Annotated in this window: 17 protein-coding genes; 11 read left to right on the forward strand and 6 right to left on the reverse strand. The window is 63.2% G+C overall.

Annotation, left to right across the window (positions count from 1 at the left end; genetic code table 11):
• Positions 1-65: 65 nt before the first annotated feature.
• Positions 66-536: an Lrp/AsnC family transcriptional regulator gene (locus GNZ12_RS06400; protein WP_074285646.1), complete on the forward strand. Its 471-nt coding sequence runs from the start codon at positions 66-68 to the stop codon at positions 534-536.
• A 72-nt stretch (positions 537-608) separates the two neighbouring features.
• On the opposite strand, the gene GNZ12_RS06405 is transcribed toward GNZ12_RS06400, so the two are convergent.
• Positions 609-1499, reverse strand: a complete 891-nt coding sequence (locus GNZ12_RS06405) for an alpha/beta fold hydrolase (protein WP_172309551.1) — start codon at positions 1497-1499, stop codon at positions 609-611.
• A gap of 330 nt (positions 1500-1829) precedes the next feature.
• On the opposite strand from GNZ12_RS06405, the gene GNZ12_RS06410 reads away from it, so the two are divergent.
• Positions 1830-2789, forward strand: a complete 960-nt coding sequence (locus GNZ12_RS06410; protein ID WP_172309552.1) for an NAD(P)H-dependent flavin oxidoreductase — start codon at positions 1830-1832, stop codon at positions 2787-2789.
• Positions 2790-2924: 135 nt separating this feature from the next.
• On the opposite strand, the gene GNZ12_RS06415 is transcribed toward GNZ12_RS06410, so the two are convergent.
• The 4 genes from GNZ12_RS06415 to GNZ12_RS06430 form a co-directional block, all read right to left on the reverse strand.
• Positions 2925-6563, reverse strand: coding sequence for a methylmalonyl-CoA mutase family protein (locus GNZ12_RS06415; RefSeq protein WP_172309553.1), 3639 nt, complete (start codon positions 6561-6563; stop codon positions 2925-2927).
• A gap of 64 nt (positions 6564-6627) precedes the next feature.
• Positions 6628-7566 carry a LysR family transcriptional regulator gene (locus GNZ12_RS06420; protein WP_172309554.1) on the reverse strand — a complete coding sequence of 313 codons (939 nt, stop codon included), beginning with the start codon at positions 7564-7566 and terminating at the stop codon, positions 6628-6630.
• Between the two features lie 203 nt (positions 7567-7769).
• On the reverse strand, positions 7770-8858 hold the full coding sequence (locus tag GNZ12_RS06425; protein ID WP_172309555.1) for a porin: 1089 nt from the start codon (positions 8856-8858) through the stop codon (positions 7770-7772).
• Between the two features lie 525 nt (positions 8859-9383).
• Positions 9384-9923 carry a hypothetical protein gene (locus GNZ12_RS06430; RefSeq protein ID WP_328805960.1) on the reverse strand — a complete coding sequence of 180 codons (540 nt, stop codon included), beginning with the start codon at positions 9921-9923 and terminating at the stop codon, positions 9384-9386.
• A 558-nt stretch (positions 9924-10481) separates the two neighbouring features.
• On the opposite strand from GNZ12_RS06430, the gene GNZ12_RS06435 reads away from it, so the two are divergent.
• The 8 genes from GNZ12_RS06435 (at position 10482) to GNZ12_RS06470 (ending at position 18933) form a co-directional block, all read left to right on the forward strand.
• Complete coding sequence (locus tag GNZ12_RS06435) at positions 10482-11510, forward strand: bile acid:sodium symporter family protein (protein ID WP_172309557.1); 1029 nt, start codon at positions 10482-10484, stop codon at positions 11508-11510.
• 278 nt (positions 11511-11788) lie between these two features.
• A complete protein-coding gene (locus tag GNZ12_RS06440) occupies positions 11789-13642 on the forward strand; it encodes an EAL domain-containing protein (RefSeq protein WP_172309558.1) in 1854 nt (617 codons plus the stop codon).
• Positions 13643-13840: 198 nt separating this feature from the next.
• A complete protein-coding gene (locus GNZ12_RS06445) occupies positions 13841-14827 on the forward strand; it encodes a LacI family DNA-binding transcriptional regulator (protein ID WP_172309559.1) in 987 nt (328 codons plus the stop codon).
• Positions 14824-16098, forward strand: a complete 1275-nt coding sequence (locus GNZ12_RS06450) for an AGE family epimerase/isomerase (RefSeq protein WP_172309560.1) — start codon at positions 14824-14826, stop codon at positions 16096-16098. Before GNZ12_RS06445 ends, GNZ12_RS06450 begins: the two co-directional genes overlap by 4 nt.
• 5 nt (positions 16099-16103) lie before the next feature.
• A complete protein-coding gene (locus tag GNZ12_RS06455; RefSeq protein ID WP_172309561.1) occupies positions 16104-17012 on the forward strand; it encodes a carbohydrate kinase family protein in 909 nt (302 codons plus the stop codon).
• A 146-nt stretch (positions 17013-17158) separates the two neighbouring features.
• Positions 17159-17389: a hypothetical protein gene (locus GNZ12_RS06460; protein WP_172309562.1), complete on the forward strand. Its 231-nt coding sequence runs from the start codon at positions 17159-17161 to the stop codon at positions 17387-17389.
• 61 nt (positions 17390-17450) lie between these two features.
• Complete coding sequence (locus tag GNZ12_RS06465; protein WP_074285658.1) at positions 17451-17696, forward strand: hypothetical protein; 246 nt, start codon at positions 17451-17453, stop codon at positions 17694-17696.
• 265 nt (positions 17697-17961) lie between these two features.
• The gene (locus GNZ12_RS06470) at positions 17962-18933 is read left to right on the forward strand and encodes an ion channel (RefSeq protein WP_172309563.1); all 972 of its coding nucleotides are present in this window, start codon (positions 17962-17964) and stop codon (positions 18931-18933) included.
• Between the two features lie 20 nt (positions 18934-18953).
• On the opposite strand, the gene GNZ12_RS06475 is transcribed toward GNZ12_RS06470, so the two are convergent.
• Positions 18954-20069, reverse strand: a complete 1116-nt coding sequence (locus GNZ12_RS06475) for a porin (RefSeq protein ID WP_172309564.1) — start codon at positions 20067-20069, stop codon at positions 18954-18956.
• A gap of 400 nt (positions 20070-20469) precedes the next feature.
• On the opposite strand from GNZ12_RS06475, the gene GNZ12_RS06480 reads away from it, so the two are divergent.
• Positions 20470-21363, forward strand: coding sequence for an N-formylglutamate amidohydrolase (locus GNZ12_RS06480; protein ID WP_172309565.1), 894 nt, complete (start codon positions 20470-20472; stop codon positions 21361-21363).

Consider the following 21363-nt stretch of genomic DNA (forward strand, 5'->3'; position numbering starts at 1 on the left):
GACCGATCGAATACATGGCTAAACTTAAGTCTTCCCACGAGGAAACCTAATAATCGAAGGCCACCATGACCAAACGCCTTGCTCCCGTCACGCCCGCCACACTCGACGAAACCGACCGCGCACTGCTCGCCGCGCTGGCGGCGGACGCCCGCCAGCCGGTCAGTGAACTGGCGCGCCTGGTTGGCCTGTCGGCGCCGAGTACCGCCGAACGCGTCCGAAGGCTCGAAGCCCAAGGCGTGATCGAGCGCTTCACCGTGCAGATCGATCCGCGCGCGCTCGGCTTCACGCTACAGGCAATCGTGCGCGTGAAGCCCTTGCCAGGGCAGTTGCATCTGGTGGAAGACGTGATCCGGCGGATTCCGGAGTTTGTTGAATGCGACAAGGTAACGGGCGACGACTGCTTCATCTGCCGCCTGTATCTGCATTCGATCGACCAGCTCGACGAGATTCTGGCGAAGATCACCGAGCGCGCGGAGACCAGCACGGCAATCGTCAAGTCGACGCCGATTGCGCGCCGCTTGCCACCGCTAGGCTAAGCAAAAAAACGCGCGGCCGCACCGCCTCGCGCCGGAACGAGCGGCGGCCGCATTGCGGATGAACGAAACCCCTTACTGCTCTACCGCTTCGAAGAACGACAGCATTTCCGCGACCAGTTCGTCTGGCGCCTCTTCAGGAATGTAATGCCCGCACGACAATGAACGCCCGCTCACGTCCCGCGCGACGTGGCGCCATTCCTCCAGCGCGTCGAAGCACTTCTCGATCACCCCCTTGTCTCCCCACAGCACACGCAGCGGACAGCCGACCTTGTGGCCGCGCTCGATGTCGACACGGTCGTGCTCGAGGTCGATGCTCGCCGACGCCCGGTAGTCCTCGCACATCGCATGCACGGCGCCGGGTTGCGCCAGCGCGCTGCGATACGCGTCAAGCGCTTCGGGCGCGAACGGCGCCAGGCCCGCGTGACGGCTGCCCATCACCGCATCGACATACGCAGCCGGGTTCGCGCCAACCAGCGTCTCCGGCAGCGGCTCCGGCTGGATCAGGAAAAACCAGTGGAAGTAATACGTCGCGAAGGCGCGGTCGGTGGCTTCGTACATCGCGAGCGTCGGTGCGATGTCGAGCAGCATCAACCGCTCGACGGCATCGGCATGATCGAGCGCCATCCGGTGCGCGACCCGGGCGCCGCGATCATGCGCGCACACCAGGAATCGTTCGAAGCCGAAGTGGCGCATCACGGCGACCTGATCGGCCGCCATCGCGCGTTTGGAATAAGGAGTGTGATCGGCGTCGCTTGGTGGTTTGCCCGAGGCGCCATAGCCGCGCAAGTCGGTGGCGATGACCGTGAAATGTTCGGCCAGTTGCGCGGCACACCGCTCCCAGATCAGATGCGACTGCGGGTGACCGTGCAGCAACAGGAGGGGCGGCCCTGCCCCACCCTTCACTCCGAAAATATCGACGTCGCCCACGGCGACGCGAAAGGGCGTGAAATCCTCGAAGGCCATAGCGGGTCTCTTGTCGTTTGGGAGTCAAAGCATTGTAGGAGCCCGATGTGTCGATGCGGGGTGGGATAGCCCACGCAAGCATAGAAACTGAACACTCCTTCCAACTGTTCTAAACGGGCCTAACGAACGCGACCGTCGCGATTCGCCTATAATCGAACGACCGTTCTTAAATTTCGCGTGGTCATGGCAAATGTATGACGAATGCGGGGTGAGATCGTGGCGGCAGCATGACGCTAGTCTGTCTCGACGCACCACCGGCCATGTGCCGCTAAACTCATTATTGCCGGGCGCTCAAGGCCGCACCGGTCCGCTCATCAGGAGACTCGCACCATGGCATTGCCCGCCGTCCTGCAAAAACTCGCGCTGCCCGTCGTCGCTTCGCCGATGTTCATCGTCAGCTATCCCGATCTCGTGTTGGCTCAATGTAAGGCTGGCATCGTCGGCTCGTTCCCCGCGCTGAATGCTCGCCCGGCCGAACTGCTCGACGAATGGCTCACGCAGATTCAGGCAAAGCTCGCCGAACATAAGGCGGCTAACCCCGATGCGATCATCGGACCGATCGCCGTCAACCAGATCGTCCATCAGTCGAATACGCGGCTCGAGCACGACGTGCGTGTGTGCGTCGAACACAAGGTGCCGATTTTCATCACCAGCCTGCGCGCACCGGCGCGTGAGATCGTCGACGCGGTGCATAGCTACGGCGGTATCGTGCTGCACGACGTGATCAACCTGCGGCATGCGCAGAAGGCGCTGGAAGCGGGCGTCGACGGGCTGATCCTGGTGGCGTCGGGTGCCGGCGGCCATGCGGGCACGACCTCGCCGTTCGCGCTGGTCGGCGAAGTGCGGCGCATCTTCGACGGCCCGATCGTGCTGTCCGGCTCGATCGCCAACGGCGGCTCGATTCTCGCCGCGCAGGCCATGGGCGCGGACCTCGCCTACATGGGCACGCGCTTCATCGCGACCCAGGAAGCGCACGCGGTCGACAGCTATAAGCAGGCAATCGTCAATTCCACGGCGTCGGACATCATCTACACGAACCTGTTCACCGGCGTGCACGGCAACTACATCCGCGAAAGTATCCTGAACGCGGGGCTGGACCCGGACGCGCTGCCGGAATCAGACAAGACCGCGATGAACTTCGGCAGCGACAAGGCGAAGGCGTGGAAGGACATCTGGGGCGCAGGTCAGGGCGTCGGCCTGATGGACGACGTGCCGAGCGTCGGCGAGCTGGTTCGGCGTTTGACGAATGAATATAACGACGCGAAAGCGCGGCTCGGCATCGCGCGGTAAATGCCTGGTTAAGACGTTTTGCTGCGGCTCGATTCTGACGCCGCAGCATGTCCAGTACTCACACTCGGGCGTTGTACGCGGCCTCTTAAGCCTGCCTCGCATGCAGGTCTCGCATACGGGCAACACGCCTGAACTTCACATATTGCGGCGGTACTGCCCGCCCACTTCAAACAACGCGTGCGTGATTTGCCCGAGTGAGCAGACACGCACGACGTCCATCAGCACCGCGAACACGTTGTCATCGTCGATCACCGCGCGCTTCAAGCGCTCAAGCGCCGCGGGCGCTGCGTCACGGTGCTGCGCCTGAACATCGCGTAGACGCTTCAACTGACTCTGCTTCTCTTCGTCGGTGGAGCGGGCCAGCGCGATCGGCTGCGGCGCTTCATGCGGATGCGTGCTCAAAAACGTGTTCACGCCGACGATCGGATACGAGCCGTCGTGCTTGCGATGCTCGTACAGCATCGACTCGTCCTGAATGCGCCCGCGCTGATAGCCGGTTTCCATCGCGCCCAGCACACCACCGCGCTCGGTGAGTCGATCGAATTCCGCCAGCACCGCCTCCTCCACCAGATCGGTCAGCTCCTCGATCACGAAGCTGCCCTGATTCGGATTCTGATTCTTCGCGAGACCCCATTCACGGTTGATGATCAACTGGATTGCCACCGCACGGCGTACCGAATCCTCGGTGGGCGTGGTGATCGCTTCGTCGAATGCATTGGTGTGCAGCGAATTGCAGTTGTCGTAGATCGCGATCAGCGCTTGCAGCGTGGTGCGGATATCGTTGAAGTCGATCTCCTGCGCATGCAGGCTGCGGCCCGAGGTTTGCACGTGGTACTTGAGTTTCTGGCTGCGTTCGTTCGCGCCGTAGCGTTCGCGCATGGCGATGGCCCAGATGCGTCGCGCGACACGGCCGAGCACCGTGTACTCCGGGTCCATGCCGTTCGAAAAGAAGAACGACAGATTCGGCGCGAAGTCGTCGATCGACATGCCGCGCGCGAGATAGGCTTCGACATACGTCAAGCCGTTCGCAAGCGTGTAGGCCAGCTGCGAGATCGGATTCGCGCCCGCCTCGGCGATGTGATAGCCGGAGATCGACACCGAATAAAAATTACGCACGCCGTGATCGACAAAGTACGCCTGAATATCACCCATGACTTTCAGGCTGAACTCGGTCGAGAAGATGCACGTGTTCTGGCCTTGGTCTTCCTTCAGGATGTCGGCTTGTACCGTGCCGCGCACGTTCTCCAGCGCGGTGCGGCGAGCAGCGGCGAGTTCGTCTTCCGTGAGCGGATGGTCTTGTTGCTGCGCCATGCGCGCGATCTGCTGATCGATCGCGACGTTGAAGAACATCGCGAGAATCGTCGGCGCCGGGCCGTTAATCGTCATCGATACCGACGTCTCAGGCGCGCACAGATCGAAGCCGTCGTAGAGCGTTTTCATGTCCTCGAGCGTGGCGACGGAGACGCCCGAGTTGCCCACTTTGCCGTAGATGTCGGGCCGCTCGTGCGGCTCTTCGCCGTACAGCGTGACCGAATCGAACGCCGTCGAAAGACGTTTGGCCGGCATGCCCTCGGAGAGCAGTTTGAAACGACGGTTGGTGCGGAACGGGTCGCCTTCGCCGGCGAACATCCGTGTCGGATCTTCGTTTTCGCGGCGGAATGGAAACACGCCGGCCGTGAACGGAAAGTAGCCGGGGAGATTGTCGAGCATCAACCAACGCAGGATTTCGCCATGGTCAACGAACTTCGGCAGCGCGACTTTGCGGATCTCGGAACCGGATAGTGTCGTCACGGTGAGTGCGGTATGAATTTCGCGGTCGCGAATACGGACGATGTGTTCGTCGCCGGAATAGGCGGCAACGGTTTGCGGCCACGCTTCGAGCAGCTTGCGTTCGCGTTCGCCGAGGGCGGCGGTGCGTTGGGCGATGAGTGTGTCGAGTTGGGTGAGGAGGTGAGTCGCTGTAGCTGCACTTGGAATCGCTGCGGCGTTCGCGGTCGGACCTCCCGTGCCTGTGCCTGTGCCTGTGCCTGTGCCTGTGCCTGTGCCTGTGCCTGTGCCTGTGCCTGTGCCTGTGCCTGTGCCCGCATCAGCTTCGCCGAGCATCCGGCGCGCTTCGGTGAGTTGCCAGCGCTCACGCGCCACGCGTGCTTGCGCGTCGGCACGCTCGCGGTACGTGTGAACGGTCTGCGCGACATCCGCCAGATAGCGCACGCGCGCAGGCGGCACGATGGCGTTGCGGCCGCTCGAAAAACGCAGGTGGTCGAGCACCGGCAGACGGCCTCCGCCTGAACGCAAGCCGTGCGTGCGCAGCGCCTCGGCAACGTGCTGATACAGCGCGGTCACGCCGTCGTCGTTAAAGCGCGAGGCGATCGTGCCGAACACCGGCATCGCGCCGGGCGCCTTCGCGAAGTCGCCGCGATTGCGCTGCACCTGCTTGGCGACATCGCGCAATGCATCCTGCGCGCCCTTGCGATCGAACTTGTTGATCGCGACGAAGCTGGCGAAGTCGAGCATGTCGATCTTCTCCAACTGGCTGGCCGCGCCGAATTCCGGCGTCATCACGTAAAGCGATTCGTCGACGAACGGCACGATCGCCGCATTGCCCTGCCCGATCCCGGACGTCTCGACGATGATCAGATCGAAGCCCGCCGCCTTGCATAGCGTAAGCACGTCAGACAACGAGTCGGTGATTTCACTCGACGCTTCTCGCGTCGCCATCGAACGCATGTAAACGCGCGCGCCGCCGCCCCAATTGCCGATTGCGTTCATGCGGATGCGGTCGCCGAGCAGCGCGCCGCCGGATTTGCGGCGCGACGGATCGATAGCCAGTACGGCGATGGTGAGGGCGTCGCCATAGTCGAGGCGAAAGCGGCGGATCAGTTCGTCGGTGAGTGAGGATTTGCCGGCGCCGCCGGTGCCGGTGATGCCAAGCACGGGGGTCCCAGCCGCTTCAGCGAGGGCAGATAATATTTCCTGCTCTGCTGATTTGACGCGGCCCGCTTCGTATGCGCTGATCAGTTGCGCAAGGCGGCGGAAAGTGAAGCCCGCAGGGTCTGGCTGTTCGGCGGTACTGGCGGTACGGGGGGAGCTGACTGTGTCGGTAGTACTGACGGTGTCCGCGATCTGGCGGACGTAGAGGTTCTCGCCTGCCCGGCGCGCCGTGCCGGAAAGATAGTGCGCGTTGACGTGATCGTCGGCACGCGTCTCGACGTGCGACGCTGCGCGCGGCTCGAAACGCGGCAGCCCACACGCAGACAAATCGGCCACCCACTCGCCGATCGGACTCTCCCGTGCGCCAGCAGCGGCACGCGCGACTTCAACGCAGCGCGCAATCATGTCGTCGATCATGCCTTGCAGGCCGAGCCGCTGACCGTCATGCGGCGAATAGATCTTCTCGACGCCGTACCGTTCGAGTTCGGCAATTTCGTCGGGGACGATCACGCCCCCGCCGCCGCCGAACACCTTGATGCGCTCGCCGCCCCGCGCACGCAGCAGATCGACGAGATAACGGAAGTATTCGTTGTGGCCGCCCTGGTAGCTGGACACGGCGACGCCGTCGGCGTCTTCGTGCAAGGCAGCGGTGGCGACTTCATCGACCGAGCGGTTGTGGCCGAGGTGGATCACCTCAACGCCGCTCGCTTGCAGGATGCGCCGCATGATGTTGATCGACGCGTCGTGGCCGTCGAACAAGGCAGCAGCAGTGACGAAACGCAGACGCCTGCCCGCGGGTAGCTTGTGGCCACCGGCGCGCTGCGGCGTGGACAGATCGGTCATGTCTCCCCCAGATCGTTACGCGTATGGGTGCTGGCAACCAGTATAGCTAAATGGGGCCTGGCGCCTATCGCACCGCCAGCGCCTTGATCTGTTCGAGCGAAGGCCAAAGCGATTCGTTCGCAAACCGCTCGGCCAGGAAGTCGACAAACGAGCGCACCTTGGCCGACAGATGCCGACGGCTCGCGTAGACCACATGGATCGGTAACTCGCGCGGCGGCACATCGTCCACCAGCAGCGGCACAAGGCGCCCCGCGGCCAGATCGTCGCCGATCACCTCGGTGCCGAGCATTGCGATACCCGCGCCTTGCAGCACGATCACGCGCTGCGCCTCAAGGTGGTTGACGATCAGATTGCCGGTGAGGCGCACGCGCGGCGTACCGTTGCCGGTCGCGGTCGCGATTTCCAGAGGCGCTACGCCCGCGTATTGCAGATAGTTATGGCGCGCCAGATCGGCGACGGTCTTCGGCGTGCCGTGCCGGCGCAGATAGGCCGGCGACGCGCACAGCACCAGATGGGCAGTCGCAATCTGCCGCGCGATCAGCGAAGACGACTTCAGCCCGCTCGGCGAAGCCCGGATCGCGACGTCGAAGCCTTCATCGATCAGTTCGACCACGCGGTCCGAGAGGGTCATGTCGACGGTGACCTGTGGATACTGCGCGGCGTAGTCGGCCACGGCGGCCATCACGTGGCTCAAACCGAACGCCGACAGCGACGACACCCGCAAGCGCCCTTGCGGCACGACGCTCGCCGCACCGACCACCTGCTCGGCTTCTTCGAGTTCGGTGAGCACCTGGCTCAAACGCTCGTAGTATTCGCGGCCCGCCTCGGTCGGCGCGACACGCCGCGTGGTGCGGTTCAGCAAACGCGCGCCGAGCTGCTGTTCGAGGTGCATGACGTGCTTGCTCGCCATCGCCGCCGACATCTCCATGCGTTCGGCCGCGCCGACGAAGCTGCCGACCTCGACCACATGGCGGAACACTTTCATGCTGACGAGGGTATCCATCTCAATCGCTCGCTTCAGGAATCAATCGACGTCATTTTGCCGGGTTTATCAAAAATTGGGCGGCAAATCAGGTAGGAACGCGCGCCAGAAGCGACAAAGCCCACCTTCCGGAGAAGGTGGGCTTTGCAGGTGTTGCCGGGTGCGGCAGGGTTGGCGTCACGCGACACCTGCTCGCAGGTGTCGCTCGCCTTGACCCCAGACGCTTAGAACTTCGCGCGCAGACCGACGCCGTAAGTGTCGCCGCTCGACTGGCTGCTGATCTTGTCGTACATATACGCGGCGTAGATATCCGTGCGCTTGGACAGCGGATAGTCGTAGCCGATCGAAGCCGTCTGACGGGTCTGGTTGAGGCCGCCACCATCGCGCGAATAGGCGTACGACGCCATCACCGAGCCCGGGCCGGCCGGTACCGTCACGCCGCCCTGCCCCGTATTCACGTGCCAGCTCGAAATGGTTTGCTGGTTATACGTGTACATGTACTGGCCATAGAACTTCACGAATTTCATGTCGTACGAGACGCCGGCTTGCGCCACGCTCTGGCTCTTCAGGCCCGGAACGCCCGACGTATCGAAGCTACCGAGGTCGCCCGGCACGCTGTTGAAGTTCACGTACTGGTACACCGCGGTCGCCGCGAACGGGCCGTGGAAGTACAGCACCTGGCCGCTCCACTTCTTCGCGCCGTTCTCACCCGCCGTGTTGCCGAGGGCATACATCGCTTGCGCGGTCAGGCCATTGAAGTTCGGCGATGAGTACGACACCGCGTTGCTCCAGCCCGAGTCGCCGGTCACGCCCATATCGGTCGAGTAAGTCGGGAACGTGCCGAGGCCGAGATAGGTATGCCATACCATCGGCGAGAACTGGTACGAGTCGACGAACGGGTTGAACAGAATCGTCGACACGAACAGCGGCGTGGTCAAACGGCCTGCCGTTACCGTGCCGTAGGGCGATTCGATACCGACGTAGGCGTTACGCGAGAACATCGTGTCGCCCGTGAAGCGGCCATACTGGCCGTTCTGCGCGAGGAAGAAGCCTTCAATCGTGAAGATCGCCTTGTAGCCGTTGCCCAGATCCTCAGCCCCCTTCATGCCCCAGTACGACGTCGACATGCCGCCGCCGGACACCTCAGCCGCCGACTTGCCGTCCGGGAATTTCTGCGCGCCGACCCATTCGTCGACCTGACCGTAGAGTTGCACGCTCGATTGCGCAAAAGCAGACGATGCACTGGCCAGCAGGGCGGCACACGCGGTTGCCTTGAGGGTGGTCTTCAGCGCACTGCTGATGCTTGTTTTCATGGGTTCTCCTGTCTTTGTCAAAAGGGGTGTGGCTGTTCGAAAGGGGGAGCTCGCGAACCGTTGTTGTTGTCTGTGCGATCAGCGAGTCAATCTGGGCAGGATCATCTTTGCGGACCATTTTGATGGACAAAAATATCGTGGCTTATTGCGGGTATAGCGGTCTGATTAGTTTTGTCGCATATCGGCGCTGATAAAGCCCTGGCCGCGCCGTCATCGCCGCATCACCGCGGACCTCGTGGTTCGGCGCAAAGCGTTACTGACATTGCACCCGACTGGGTGATAACGGCTCAGATGACAGGCGGATGACGCGCTGCGGCAGGTGCGACCAAATTTGACGACGGGAGGGGGTTTGCTGCCGAGTGTTTTCAAAAAAGTGTGGCGTCAAAACGTCACATTGACGCGGGCTCTTTGAACGGCAGTGACGCGGAATACCGCAGCAAACCGGTTTGAAAGCCGGAAAGGCGCATTCTGCGAAGCGTGGGAGGGAAATCTGGCGAGACGAGGGGTGAGACGAGGACCGCGTATTTAGTTACGGTACGGCACTTCCTGCTGACGCGAATCGTCAGGCTGGCGCTGCATTGCACGGGAGGAGCCGCGCTCTTCGTTATAGCGGGCGACGTCGGCGCGAATCGAGCCGGTGCGAACCGGCGCGTTGGGCGGCGGCCGCGGCACCGCGCGCGATTCCGCGCTGACAGGGGTGATAGCGCCGGCGTACTGCATGCCACTGCGGCCGTTGTCAGGATACCCGGCCGGTCCGGCGACACGATGCATGCCCGGGTTGTAGCCGCCAAAGCCGTTAACGTAATTGCCGGCGGCGAAGTTCGCGCCGCCATGCGGCACGCGCGCGTAGTTGTTGGCCACGTTGTTACGGGCCGGCCTGACATTGGCGCCGCCAAAGTAATGGCCGCCGTTGCGCGCATCACCTCGCATTGCGTGGCCCGCGGCGGCACGCGAATACCCGCCGCCGCCGTGCGGCATGTCCGGCACTTTTGCGTAGGCGAACGAGCACAGCGCAGCGATAACCGCGCCCAACGCCCAGTGCTTCGTTCTCGACAACCCGTCCACCAAGTGACTCACACGCCCGAAGACTTGCCTGAAGCCCACCGTTCGAGCTGCGATGGACTTGTACTGGGACCGGCACGAGCGCTGCGTATCTGCCGCGGCGCGGGGCATCCCGATGGCCTCTGAGCAGTAATTTATGGGCGCCGGCAAAGGGTGTCGAGCCAAAAAGTGTTAGGCCTCGACCGCTGTTGTAACACCTTGTTACTGCGACGTTTTTCCGCGACAGAGCCCTTGCGCGAAAGCCCCGTAACGGCTTGATTAAACGGCTATATCGAGATTCGCCGAACGCGCCACCGTATGACGAATCCCAGCCGGATTATTCGCCGGATTGTCAAAACGGCAGTAGACCAAACAGATCCCGTCGCCAATACTGGAACTGGCCTCAGGCATTGCCCGAAGGTTGCCGACACAACGACTTGATGCGCAAAGTTCATTAATCGATTCGGCAAATGAATTTGCATATTTAATCAGTTTTCAACAACAATAGCCGTTTTCCATAGCCTGAGGCGGTGCATTCGCGCGCGCCCTCTGCTTTCCGCGTCACCGAATCGAGATTCCGCCATGGCTCGCCCGAAACTGCTTCCCGACAACTTCACCTTGTGCCTCGTGGGCACCGTGATCTTTGCCAGCTTCCTGCCAGTTCACGGGCAGGCCGCCGTCGGGTTCAACTGGGTGACGAACGTCGCGGTCGGCCTGCTGTTTTTCCTGCACGGCGCCAAACTCTCACGCGAAGCGATCGTTGCGGGCGCGACGCACTGGCGTTTGCATCTGGTCGTGCTGCTCAGCACGTTCGCGCTGTTTCCGCTGCTCGGCCTCGCGCTTAAGCCGCTCCTTTCGCCACTTGTCACGCCGGCGCTCTATGCGGGGGTCCTCTTCCTCTGCACGCTGCCGTCGACGGTTCAATCGTCTATCGCGTTCACGTCCATTGCCAAAGGCAACGTGCCGGCCGCGGTGTGCAGCGCGTCGGCCTCGAGCCTGCTGGGTATCTTCATCACCCCCGCACTCGTCAGCCTCGTCGTCACCAATCAGGCTGCGAGCGGCGGCGCTTCGCCATGGCATACGGTGGGCAACATCGTTCTGCAACTGCTGGTGCCGTTCGTGGCCGGGCAATTGCTGCGCCCACTGATCGGCAAGTGGATCGAGCGCAACCGCGGTGTGCTGAAGTTCGTCGACCAGGGCTCGATCCTGCTGGTGGTGTACGGCGCGTTCAGCGAGGCCGTCAACGAGGGCCTGTGGCACCAGATCCCGCTGTCCGCACTCGGCGGCCTGCTGTTGATCAGCGTTGTGCTGCTCGCGCTCGCGCTGGCCGTGACGATGTTCGTCAGCAAGCGGCTCGGTTTTAGCCGCGCCGATCAGATCACGATCATCTTCTGCGGCTCGAAGAAAAGCCTCGCGGCCGGCGTGCCGATGGCCAAGGTGATTTTCGCCTCGCATGCGGTGGGTGCCGTGGTCTTGCCTCTGATGCTGTTCCACCAGATCCAGTTGATGGTGTGCGCCGCGCTCGCGCAACGCTGGGGGGCTCGCGACACCAGCGGCGAAACCCACGCGGCCGCGCGCGAGCGGCCCGCCGCCGCTGTCGCGCGCCGGTGAATACGCGCGCAATGCAAACAGGACATTCATAAGCGCCCTCCCTGAGCGTCATTTGAAGAAAGCCGCCTCGTGCGGCTTTTTTGTTATTTCACGCTCAAACGCCGCCGCTGTCGCCTCAGCCGGATGGCATAGGCAAACTCCTGGCCGTGGCAGAACCCGCCAGCAGCACACCCCAAGGCCGCGACGCACCATCGCAGTGCAACGTTTCACTAAAAGTTCACTTAATTCCAGACAGGATGGGTCGATAAGCCGAAGGTCGATCGCTCCGCCTAACTGCCATGCAACCTCGTTCGCCCTCCCGATCCGCTACGCCGCGCATCGATGAGTTGATCGCCCGGCGTGAGTTGTCCGCCGTATTCCAGCCGATCATCGATTTCGACGACGGCGCGATCCTCGGCTACGAAGGTTTGATCCGCGGCCCGGCGGGCACCTCGCTCGAAGCGCCGTTCGCCTTGTTCTCGCAGGCGCTCGCCGAAGGCTGCACGCTTGATCTCGAGCAAGCCGCCGCGCGCACCTGCATCGACGCGTTCGCGAGGCTCGATTTCGACGGCAAGCTGTTTCTCAATTTCAGCGCGGGCGCGATCCGTCAGTTGGCCGAAGCACGCGACGACACGCTCGCGCTGCTGCGTCATCGCGGTGTGGATCCGCAACGGATCGTGATCGAGCTGACCGAGCAAAGCACGATTCCGGATGTCGCCAGCTTTCTGCCGGTGATTTCGGCGCTGCGCACAGTCGGCGCGCAATTCGCGCTGGACGACTACGGCACCGCGAACGCCAGCATGAATCTTTGGGTGCGCCTGCAACCGGACGTCGTGAAGATCGACCGATTCTTCATCCACGGCATCTCCAGCGATTCGCTCAAGTTCGAAGCCGTGCGTGCGATGCAGCACTTCGCCAACGCAAGCGGTGCGCGGCTGGTGGCCGAAGGCATCGAGGACGAAGCCGATCTGATCGTGGTGCGCGACATGGGGATCGGCTGCGGGCAGGGCTATTTCTTCGGCCGGCCGCATGCGCAGCCGGCCCGCCGCGTCACCGACGACGCCCATGACGCCCTGCGCGCGGGCCACATTGCGGTGTTCCCGGAGACCACACGCACGGTGAGCAGCGCGTCGCCGTCGGGCGGCACGGCGTCGGCGAAGATGATGGTGCACGCGCCCGCTCTGCCACGCCACGCGACCAACAACGACGTATTCGAACTGTTCAACCGTCTGCCCGATCTGCATGCGGTGGCGGTGGTCGAGCACGACGAACCGGTTGCGCTCATCAACCGTCGCGGCTTCATGGACCGCTACGCGCTGCCGTATCACCGCGAGCTGTTCGGCAAGCGTCCATGCTTGCAGTTTGCGAACGCATCGCCGGTGATCATCGAGCAATCGATGACCGTCGAGCAGATGGCCAAGCTGCTCGCAAGCGACGACCAGCGTTATCTCGCCGACGGCTTCGTCATCACCGACAACGACGGCAAATACGCCGGTCTCGGCACGGGCGAGAATCTGGTGCGCGCGGTGACCGAGGTGCGCATCGAAGCCGCGCGCTACGCGAACCCGCTGACCTTCCTGCCGGGCAACATCCCGATCAGTTCGCACATCGCCCGCCTGCTCGGCAACGACGCCGGCTTCTACGCGAGCTACGTCGATCTGAATCACTTCAAGCCCTTCAACGATCAGTACGGCTACTGGCAGGGCGACGAAGTGCTGAAATTCGCGGCCGCCGTGCTCGCGGACGTCTGCGACCCGACCCGCGATTTCCTCGGCCACGTCGGCGGTGACGACTTCCTGATCCTGTTCCAGAGCGAGGACTGGCAGGACCGCGTCCTGCGCGCGATCCATCTGTTCAACGAAGGCGCGCAGCGTTTCTACGCGCCCGCCGACCGGCTGGCCGGCGGCATCCATGGTGAAGACCGGCGCGGCAACCCGACCTTCTTCGGCTTCGTGACGATGGCGATCGGCTGCGTGCGCGTCGAGTCGGACGGCGGCCCGTCGTTTTACAGCAGCGAGGAAATCGCGTCCGTCGCGGCGCTGGCGAAGCGGCGCGCGAAGCACGAGACGAGCGGCTTCGTGCTGATCGATGCGGATGAGAGCGTAGCGCTGTTACGTGGACAGGCCGACGTGGTGGCGATGCCTTTCGACTGAGCGAGCGAGCGTGACGACACCAATATCAAGCTTGTTTAGCAATTTTTACTAAACAACAAAAATCAGGCCAGCGCCACTGTCTACGGGTATCTCCGGGTATGGATCGCGCGATAGCGAAGCGGCTTTAGCCAAGTTTTACTATACAATCGCCCGAACCCAAACACCGTGCGGCCCGCCCTCTTGCGGCCGCTTCATTCGATGGCCACAACCATCCGCGACGTCGCCCGCGCGGCCAGCGTGTCGATCGGCACCGTCTCACGCGCCTTGAAGAATCAGCCCGGCCTGTCCGAGGCCACCCGCGAACGCGTGGTCGAAGCGGCGCGGCAGCTCGGCTATGACGCCGCCCAACTGCGCCCGCGCATCCGCCGCCTCACCTTTCTGTTGCACCGCCAGCACAACAACTTCGCCGTCAGCCCGTTCTTTTCGCACGTGCTGCATGGCGTGGAAGACGCGTGCCGCGAACGCGGCATCGTCCCTTCCGTGCTGACCGCCGGTCCGACCGAAGACGTGATCCAGCAGATGCGCCTGCATGCGCCGGACGCGGTGGCGATCGCCGGCTTCGTCGAGCCCGAAACGCTGACCACGCTGGTCGCGATGCAACGCCCGCTCGTGCTGATCGACCTGTGGGCGCCGGGCCTGCGCTCGGTGAATCTCGACAACGCCGCGGGCGCCACGCTCGCCATGCGCCATCTGTTCGCGCAGCAGCGCAAGCGCGTCGCGTTCATCGGCGGCTCGCTCGCGCACTTCAGCATCGCCCAGCGCGCGCTCGGTTACCGGCGCGCGTTTTTCGAAGCGGGATTGTTGTTCGACCCCTCGCTGGAAGTCACGATCGACGCCGGCCTCGATCCCGACAGCGGCGCCGCGCGCGCGATGCACAAGTTGCTCGACGCGCCCGGCCCGCGGCCCGACGCCGTATTCGCGTACAACGACGCCGCCGCGCTCGCCGCGCTGCGCGCGTGCCTCGCGCGCGGCATCCGCGTGCCCGAGGACATCGCGATCATCGGCTTCGACGACATTCCCGCCGCCGCGCATGCCACGCCGCCCCTATCGACCATTTCAGTCGACAAGGAAGCGCTCGGCCGGCGCGGTGTCGAGCTGCTGCTTGAAGACGCCCCCGCCGAACTCGAAGTCCGCTTGCCCGTCCATCTCATTGCCCGTGCCAGTACTTTGGTAAAAACGCCATGACGCAATCCGATCCGCTTCACCCCGCCAACGGCGCCGCTGCCGCGCCGCCCGTCGACAGCTTCCGCAAGCGCGACTTTCTGCTCGCTCATGTGCAGGACACGCTGCGCTTTTACGCGCCGAACGTGCTCGATCCGAGCGGCGGCTTCTTCCATTTCTTCCGCGACGACGGCTCGGTCTACGACAAGACCACGCGGCATCTGGTGAGCACGTGCCGCTACATCTTCAACTACGCGATGGCGTATCGCCAGTTCGGCGACCCGCAGCATCTCGAGTACACGCGCCACGGTTTGCGCTTCCTGCGCGAAACGCATTGGGACGCTGAGCAGCAAGGCTACGACTGGGAGCTCGAATGGCGTGACGGCAAGAAACACACGCTCGACGCCACGCGCCACTGCTACGGCCTCGCGTTCGTCCTGCTCGCGTATTCGCATGCGGCGATGGCCGGCATCGAGGAAGCGAAGCCGATGATCGGCACGACCTTCGAGTTGATGGAACACCGCTTCTGGGACGCCGCCGCCGGCCTCTATGCCGACGAAGCAACGCCCGACTGGCGCGTCAGTTCGTACCGCGGCCAGAACGCGAACATGCACACCACCGAGGCCCTGCTCACCGCGCACGAAGCGACCGGACACCTGGTCTATCTGGATCGTGCGGAACGGGTAGCGTCGAACATCACGCTGCGGCAGGCGAAGCTGTCGCAAGGACTCGTGTGGGAGCACTTTCACGCGGACTGGTCGGTCGACTGGCATTACAACGAGGAAGACAGCTCGAACATCTTCCGCCCGTGGGGTTTCCAGCCGGGGCATCAGACCGAGTGGGCCAAGCTGCTGCTGATTCTGGAGCGCTATCGTCCGTTGCCGTGGTTGCTGCCGCGCGCTATCGAGCTATTCGACGCCGCGATGACGCACGCCTGGGACGAAGACCACGGCGGCCTCTATTACGGCTTCGGGCCGGACGGCACCGTGTGCGACCACGACAAGTATTTCTGGGTTCAGGCGGAGACGTTCGCGACCGCGGCGCTGCTCGGCAAGCGCACCGGCAACGAACGCTTCTGGGACTGGTACGACGAGATCTGGCGCTACAGCTGGGCGCATTTCGTCGATCACAAGTATGGCGCGTGGTACCGCATCCTCACGTGCGACAACCGTAAATACAGCGACGAAAAGAGCCCTGCCGGCAAGACCGACTATCACACGATGGGCGCGTGCTATGAGGTGCTGGCGCACGCACTGCCTGACGGCGTGGCCACTGCGTCCGAATCCGCGGAGTAAGCAAAATGAGCGCTAACACCGAATTCCCCTTCTTCGTTTCAGCCGGCGACATCCTCACCGACCTCGTGCGAACCGGCGCCTCCCAATGGCTCTCGCGTCCTGGCGGCGCCGGCTGGAACGTCGCGCGCTGCGTGGCGCGGCTCGGTTTGCCGACGGCCTGTGCCGGGTCGCTGGGCGTCGACAACTTCTCCGACGAACTGTGGAACGCAAGCGTTGCCGCTGGGCTCGACATGCGCTTCATGCAGCGCGTGGAGCGCCCGCCCCTGCTGGCGATCGTCCATCAGACGCATCCGCCTGCGTACTTTTTCATGGGTGAGAACGGCGCCGATCTGGCGTTCGATCCGGCGCGCCTGCCAGCTGGCTGGATCGAGCAGGTGAAGTGGGCGCACTTTGGCTGCATCAGCCTGGTGCGTCAGCCGCTTGGGGCTACGCTTGCCGCGTTGGCGGCCGAGTTGCGCGCGCGCGGCGTGAAGATCAGTTTCGATCCGAACTACCGGAACCTGATGGAGCAGGGGTACGAGCCCACGTTGCGGAAGATGGCCGCGCTAGCCGATCTGATCAAGGTGTCAGACGAGGATTTGCGCATGCTGTTCAAGACGGACGATGAGGCCGGCGCGCTTGCACAGTTGCGCGCCATGAATCCTGCCGCCACCGTGCTGGTGACACGCGGGCCGGAGACGTCCATGTTGATCGACGGCGCCATGGTTGTGGAGGCTCGGCCGCCTCGGGTCGAAGTGGTCGATACGGTTGGCGCGGGGGATGCTTCTATCGGTGGTTTGCTGTTCAGTTTGATGACCGCGCCTCAGCGAACGTGGCCGGAACACCTCGCCTTTTCGTTGGCCGCCGGCGCCGCGGCTTGCCGCCATGCTGGTGCGCATGCACCTTCTTTGGACGAAGTTGTCGCGCTGCTGTAGTTTTTTTGCCTTGTGCGGCGCGTATTGTTGTAGACATCGGTTGCCCACATCGGTCCTTGCCATCGGGCGCCGCGCAGGCGAACAGCCGAATCTCAATCATCGTGCTAGGATGAAAAATCCAACCCTTTGGAACAAGGAGCGTCGCCATGGATGACATCACCTACACCAAAGGCATCTATACGGCCACCGCGTCGGTAAGAGAAGTACAAAGCGACACGTGGCAGGGCTTGGTCACCCTTTCCCGCGACGAAGGCGAAGCATCCGAAGACCAGGAAACCACGGTCTACGAAGTCGAATCCTCCTCGTCCACGCCCGAGGAAGCCCTCGAGGAAGCCAAGGCCCTCGCCCATCGCATCCTTGGGGAAATCGAACTCTAGGCAACCCGGCGCCGCGCCCAGCGCACCGCGCCACTTCTGAATCAACCGGCTGGAGGCGACCATGGCTGAACAGCTCTTCCTCTACGGCGTGTACTCGATTCACGTCCGTCCGCTCGAACTCAACGGTGCACGCTGGGACGCGGAATACGAAATCCGGCATCGCGAGAAAGCCGTCAAGCCGTGGACCACCGTCGGCGGCGACAACGGCTACGCGGATGAAGCCGAAGCTATCGCCGCAGCGCACCAGCAAGGCGTCGACGACATCGAACACGGCGCCGGCATTCCGAAGCCGCGGGCCTTTCCGTAGCCCTACGGCGGGCGCATTGATGGAGGCGTGGGCGTCAAGCGAGCGGAATCGGCGCATCTCCTGCACACTCGCCCAAAGTACCGCAGGCGGGTGTTGGAAGCGCCACCTCGGCGCCCGTGCAACACGCCGTTTGCGCCACCTCGACGTCTGTGCAACCCGCCGTTGAGGCACGCTCTCCAACGTCCCTTCAGCGCGCCGACAATCCCCCTCCGCGCGCTAACCGGCGTGCTACGCTTTACGCGTTCTTCCTCTCTACGGGCACGCGATGGCGACCGAATCACCAGACCATCTTTCCAGCATCGGCGACGACGAAACGCGTACGCAAAAACGTCGCACGCGCGGCAGCCGGGAATTGCGCCTGGATGATCGCGTCGTTATCGCGCACGGCATGCCGACGCCGCTCTGGCAGGATCTCTATCACCGCGCACTCATGGTCCGCTGGCCGACTTTTTTCGTCTCGCTCGGGGTCTTGTTCCTGCTGCTCAACACCGTGTTTGCCGCGCTCTACATGCTCGGCAACGCACCGATCGCCAATCAGTTTCCGCCAGGCTTCGGCGGCGCGTTTTTCTTCAGCGTCGAAACGCTCGCGACGGTCGGCTATGGCGACATGCACCCGCAAACGGTCTACGCCCACTGGATCGCGACACTGGAGATCTTTGTCGGCATGTCCAGCATCGCGTTGGCGACCGGGCTGATCTTCGCGCGCTTCTCACGCCCGCACGCCAAGATCATGTTCGCCCGCTACGCGGTCGTGCGGCCGCTCGAGGGCCGCATGACGTTGATGGTGCGCGCCGCCAACGCACGTCAGAACGTGATCGCCGAAGCGCGTGCGAAGCTGCGCATCATGCGGCTGGAGACCACCGTCGAAGGTTTTACGCTGCGCAAGCTCTACGATCTGACGCTGGTGCGCGACCAGCATCCCGTGTTCAAGCTAGGCTGGGTCCTGATGCACGTCATCGACGAAAGCAGCCCGCTGTTCGGCGAAACCGCCGAAACGCTCAAGGGCCGCGACATGTCGCTGCTGCTCACGCTCGAGGGGGTCGACGAATCGACCTCGCAAACCATGCAGGCGCGCTACACGTGGCCCTGCGAGCAGATCCGCTGGCAACACCGGTTCGTCGACATCATGCGCGAGGAAAACGGCGTGAGTCACATCGATTACTCGCATTTCAACGAGGTCGTGCCGCTCGACTCGGCGCCGGTCGCCGCGTCCGCGGCGAAAGCGCCCGCGCCGTAGAGCGCGCGGGCGGTGCCCGCTCAGAACTTGTGGCGAATCCCAACCACGCCCACCACCTGCGTGCTCGAACTCGACGGATTGCTGATCCCTTCAACGTCCGCCACCGTATTCGACGACGAGCGCTGATAGATCGCGTTCACATACAGATCGGTGCGCTTGGACAGGTAGTACTGGACACCCGCGCTGGTTTGCAGATAGTGCACGCTCGGCTTCGTGCTTTGCGTCGTAAGAACCTGCGTGTACGTTTCGCCGATTGCGAACATCACGGCCGGCGTGAAGCGATAACGGAAGCTGCCTTCGTAGTTGTTGAAGCGCTGCGATGCGCCCGTCTGCAAGTTGAACAGCGAGCTCGTGTACAGCATGCCGAACGTCGCATTGCCGAAGTCGTACGTGCCGGCCGCGCCCCATATCTGCTGCTTCGTGATGCCCTTCAGGAACGTGTAGTAGTTGTCCGACGGAATCGCGCCGGTCGTGTCGAGCGCCGGATTGTCGAGCACCACGTAGGCAATGCCGAGATGCAACGGACCCTGCGCATACGTGCCCCCGACGCTCCAGCTGCGGTTCGCCGCGAAGTTGGTCGCGTTGGAGAAACCGTACATCGCGTTGCCCTGGAAGCCCGCGAACGTCGGCGTGACGTATTTCACCGAGTTGTCGGTGCGAAACGAGTTGTTCAGGTCGTCGGTATCGAACGGATGCAGCGCGTACTGCGTCAGCGACGTGCTCGCGCCAATCTGCAACGGCGCCAGCGAATCCTGCGCGGCGTTGTACTGGCGCCCCATCGTGAAGGACCCCCAGCGCTGGTTCGCCAGACCCACCCACGCCTGACGGCCGAACATGCGGCTATTCGCGCTCGCCGTGCCGGTCTCGATGTTGAAGCCGTTCTCCAGTTTGAAGATCGCCGTGGTGCCGCCGCCCAGATCCTCGGTGCCCACCATGCCCCAGCGCGTGCCCTGTTCGTTTCCGCCGGTCGCCTGCCAGGTCGTGCTGCCTTTCTGGTTGCTCGTGTAGGTGATACCTGAGTCGACGATGCCGTACAACGTCACGCTCGACTGCGCCGCGGCGTTGCCACTGGACACCGCGAGCACCGCGCCGATCCCCGCGCCCGCAAGCGCCATCGCCAAACCTGTCCTGTTCATCTGCGTTTCCTTGTTGTGAGTGTGTGAACCTGGTCCGTCGAAGCCGCCCGGCTGCTGCGTGGGCGCCCCGATCTCTTTGTTTTATTGAATAAAACAATGTATCGTTTATTATTCGAAACGCAAAATTACTTGGTCAAGCTGACGCAGAGATACTGGTTTGCCCGCATTGACGACACAACCCGGCGCTGGGGGTTTTACTGGCCAACACAGCGTAAATCCTTGACCAGCAAGGATTTCAAAATGAACGACCCGGATAGCAAGGCTTTCAACGAGTCACTTGACCATTCATAAGGTTCGTCGTTAAATATTGATACGCTGTTTTATTTAATAAAACACACGAGCCATTGACTCTGGCCACGACGACCTTTAAAGCGCGTCGGCCACCAGAAAGGAATTTGTTTTGACGCCCGATAACAACACTTTTGCCGCGCCCGCCGACGCGCCGTTCTTTATCGCGCAACCCACCGCGGCGGCGCTGCCGATCCTGTTCGATTCACCGCACAGCGGCATCGCGCTGCCGGCCGATTTCGGTACGTCCGCGCCGGCCGCCGCGATTCGCACCTCGTGGGATGCGTTCGTCGACGAACTGTGGGCCGGTGTGCCGGCGCAAGGTGGGGTACTGATCGGCGCGCATTTCCCGCGCGCCTACATCGACCCGAATCGCGCGATCACGGATATCGATGCGCAATTGCTCGCCGAGCCGTGGCCCGAACCGCTTGCCCCACAGAAGTACACGCTGCGCGGCATGGGTCTGATCCGGCGCGACGCGCTGCCGAACGTGCCGATGTACGACCGCAAGCTGTCGGTCGCCGAAGTCCAGCACCGCATCGACGCGTACTACCGCCCCTACCGGGCGGCGCTCAGTGCCGCAGCCGAGCGCGCTTATGCGCAGCACGGCGCGCTGTGGCACGTCGACTGTCATTCGATGAAATCGCGCGGCAACGAGATGAACGTCGATGCCGGCGAGGCGCGACCCGACTTCGTCGTCAGCGACCGCCGCGGCACCACTGCGGATCCTGCCTTCACACAATGGGTGGCGGACTATTTCAGCGGCGCGGGCTATCGCGTGCAGGTGAACGAGCCCTATCAGGGTGGCGATCTGCTCGCGGCCGTCAGCGATCCTGCGCAGCGTAGGCACAGCATCCAGATCGAACTGAAGCGCGGGCTGTATATGGATGAGGCCGAGTTCGTCAAACACGCCGGCTTCCACACGCTCAAGCGCGACCTCGACGCCTTCGTCGCCGCGCTCGCCGACTACGTCCGCGCTCAACTTGCCGCGCCCCGCCCGGCTTAA

Origin of the sequence: Paraburkholderia solitsugae, from assembly GCF_013177695.1 — a bacterium.
In the GTDB taxonomy this organism is placed as follows: Bacteria; Pseudomonadota; Gammaproteobacteria; order Burkholderiales; family Burkholderiaceae; genus Paraburkholderia; species Paraburkholderia solitsugae.

What these genes read in the sequence shown, in the direction of transcription:
- GNZ12_RS06450 (WP_172309560.1), top strand. Translation starts at nt 14,824, where the DNA reads ATGACGCAATCCGATCCGCTTCACCCCGCCAACGGCGCCGCTGCCGCG.
- GNZ12_RS06405 (WP_172309551.1), bottom strand. Translation starts at nt 1,499, where the DNA reads ATGGCCTTCGAGGATTTCACGCCCTTTCGCGTCGCCGTGGGCGACGTC.
- GNZ12_RS06470 (WP_172309563.1), top strand. Translation starts at nt 17,962, where the DNA reads ATGGCGACCGAATCACCAGACCATCTTTCCAGCATCGGCGACGACGAA.
- GNZ12_RS06420 (WP_172309554.1), bottom strand. Translation starts at nt 7,566, where the DNA reads ATGGATACCCTCGTCAGCATGAAAGTGTTCCGCCATGTGGTCGAGGTC.
- GNZ12_RS06460 (WP_172309562.1), top strand. Translation starts at nt 17,159, where the DNA reads ATGGATGACATCACCTACACCAAAGGCATCTATACGGCCACCGCGTCG.
- GNZ12_RS06400 (WP_074285646.1), top strand. Translation starts at nt 66, where the DNA reads ATGACCAAACGCCTTGCTCCCGTCACGCCCGCCACACTCGACGAAACC.
- GNZ12_RS06435 (WP_172309557.1), top strand. Translation starts at nt 10,482, where the DNA reads ATGGCTCGCCCGAAACTGCTTCCCGACAACTTCACCTTGTGCCTCGTG.
- GNZ12_RS06410 (WP_172309552.1), top strand. Translation starts at nt 1,830, where the DNA reads ATGGCATTGCCCGCCGTCCTGCAAAAACTCGCGCTGCCCGTCGTCGCT.
- GNZ12_RS06415 (WP_172309553.1), bottom strand. Translation starts at nt 6,563, where the DNA reads ATGACCGATCTGTCCACGCCGCAGCGCGCCGGTGGCCACAAGCTACCC.
- GNZ12_RS06475 (WP_172309564.1), bottom strand. Translation starts at nt 20,069, where the DNA reads ATGAACAGGACAGGTTTGGCGATGGCGCTTGCGGGCGCGGGGATCGGC.
- GNZ12_RS06445 (WP_172309559.1), top strand. Translation starts at nt 13,841, where the DNA reads ATGGCCACAACCATCCGCGACGTCGCCCGCGCGGCCAGCGTGTCGATC.
- GNZ12_RS06465 (WP_074285658.1), top strand. Translation starts at nt 17,451, where the DNA reads ATGGCTGAACAGCTCTTCCTCTACGGCGTGTACTCGATTCACGTCCGT.
- GNZ12_RS06425 (WP_172309555.1), bottom strand. Translation starts at nt 8,858, where the DNA reads ATGAAAACAAGCATCAGCAGTGCGCTGAAGACCACCCTCAAGGCAACC.
- GNZ12_RS06455 (WP_172309561.1), top strand. Translation starts at nt 16,104, where the DNA reads ATGAGCGCTAACACCGAATTCCCCTTCTTCGTTTCAGCCGGCGACATC.
- GNZ12_RS06440 (WP_172309558.1), top strand. Translation starts at nt 11,789, where the DNA reads ATGCAACCTCGTTCGCCCTCCCGATCCGCTACGCCGCGCATCGATGAG.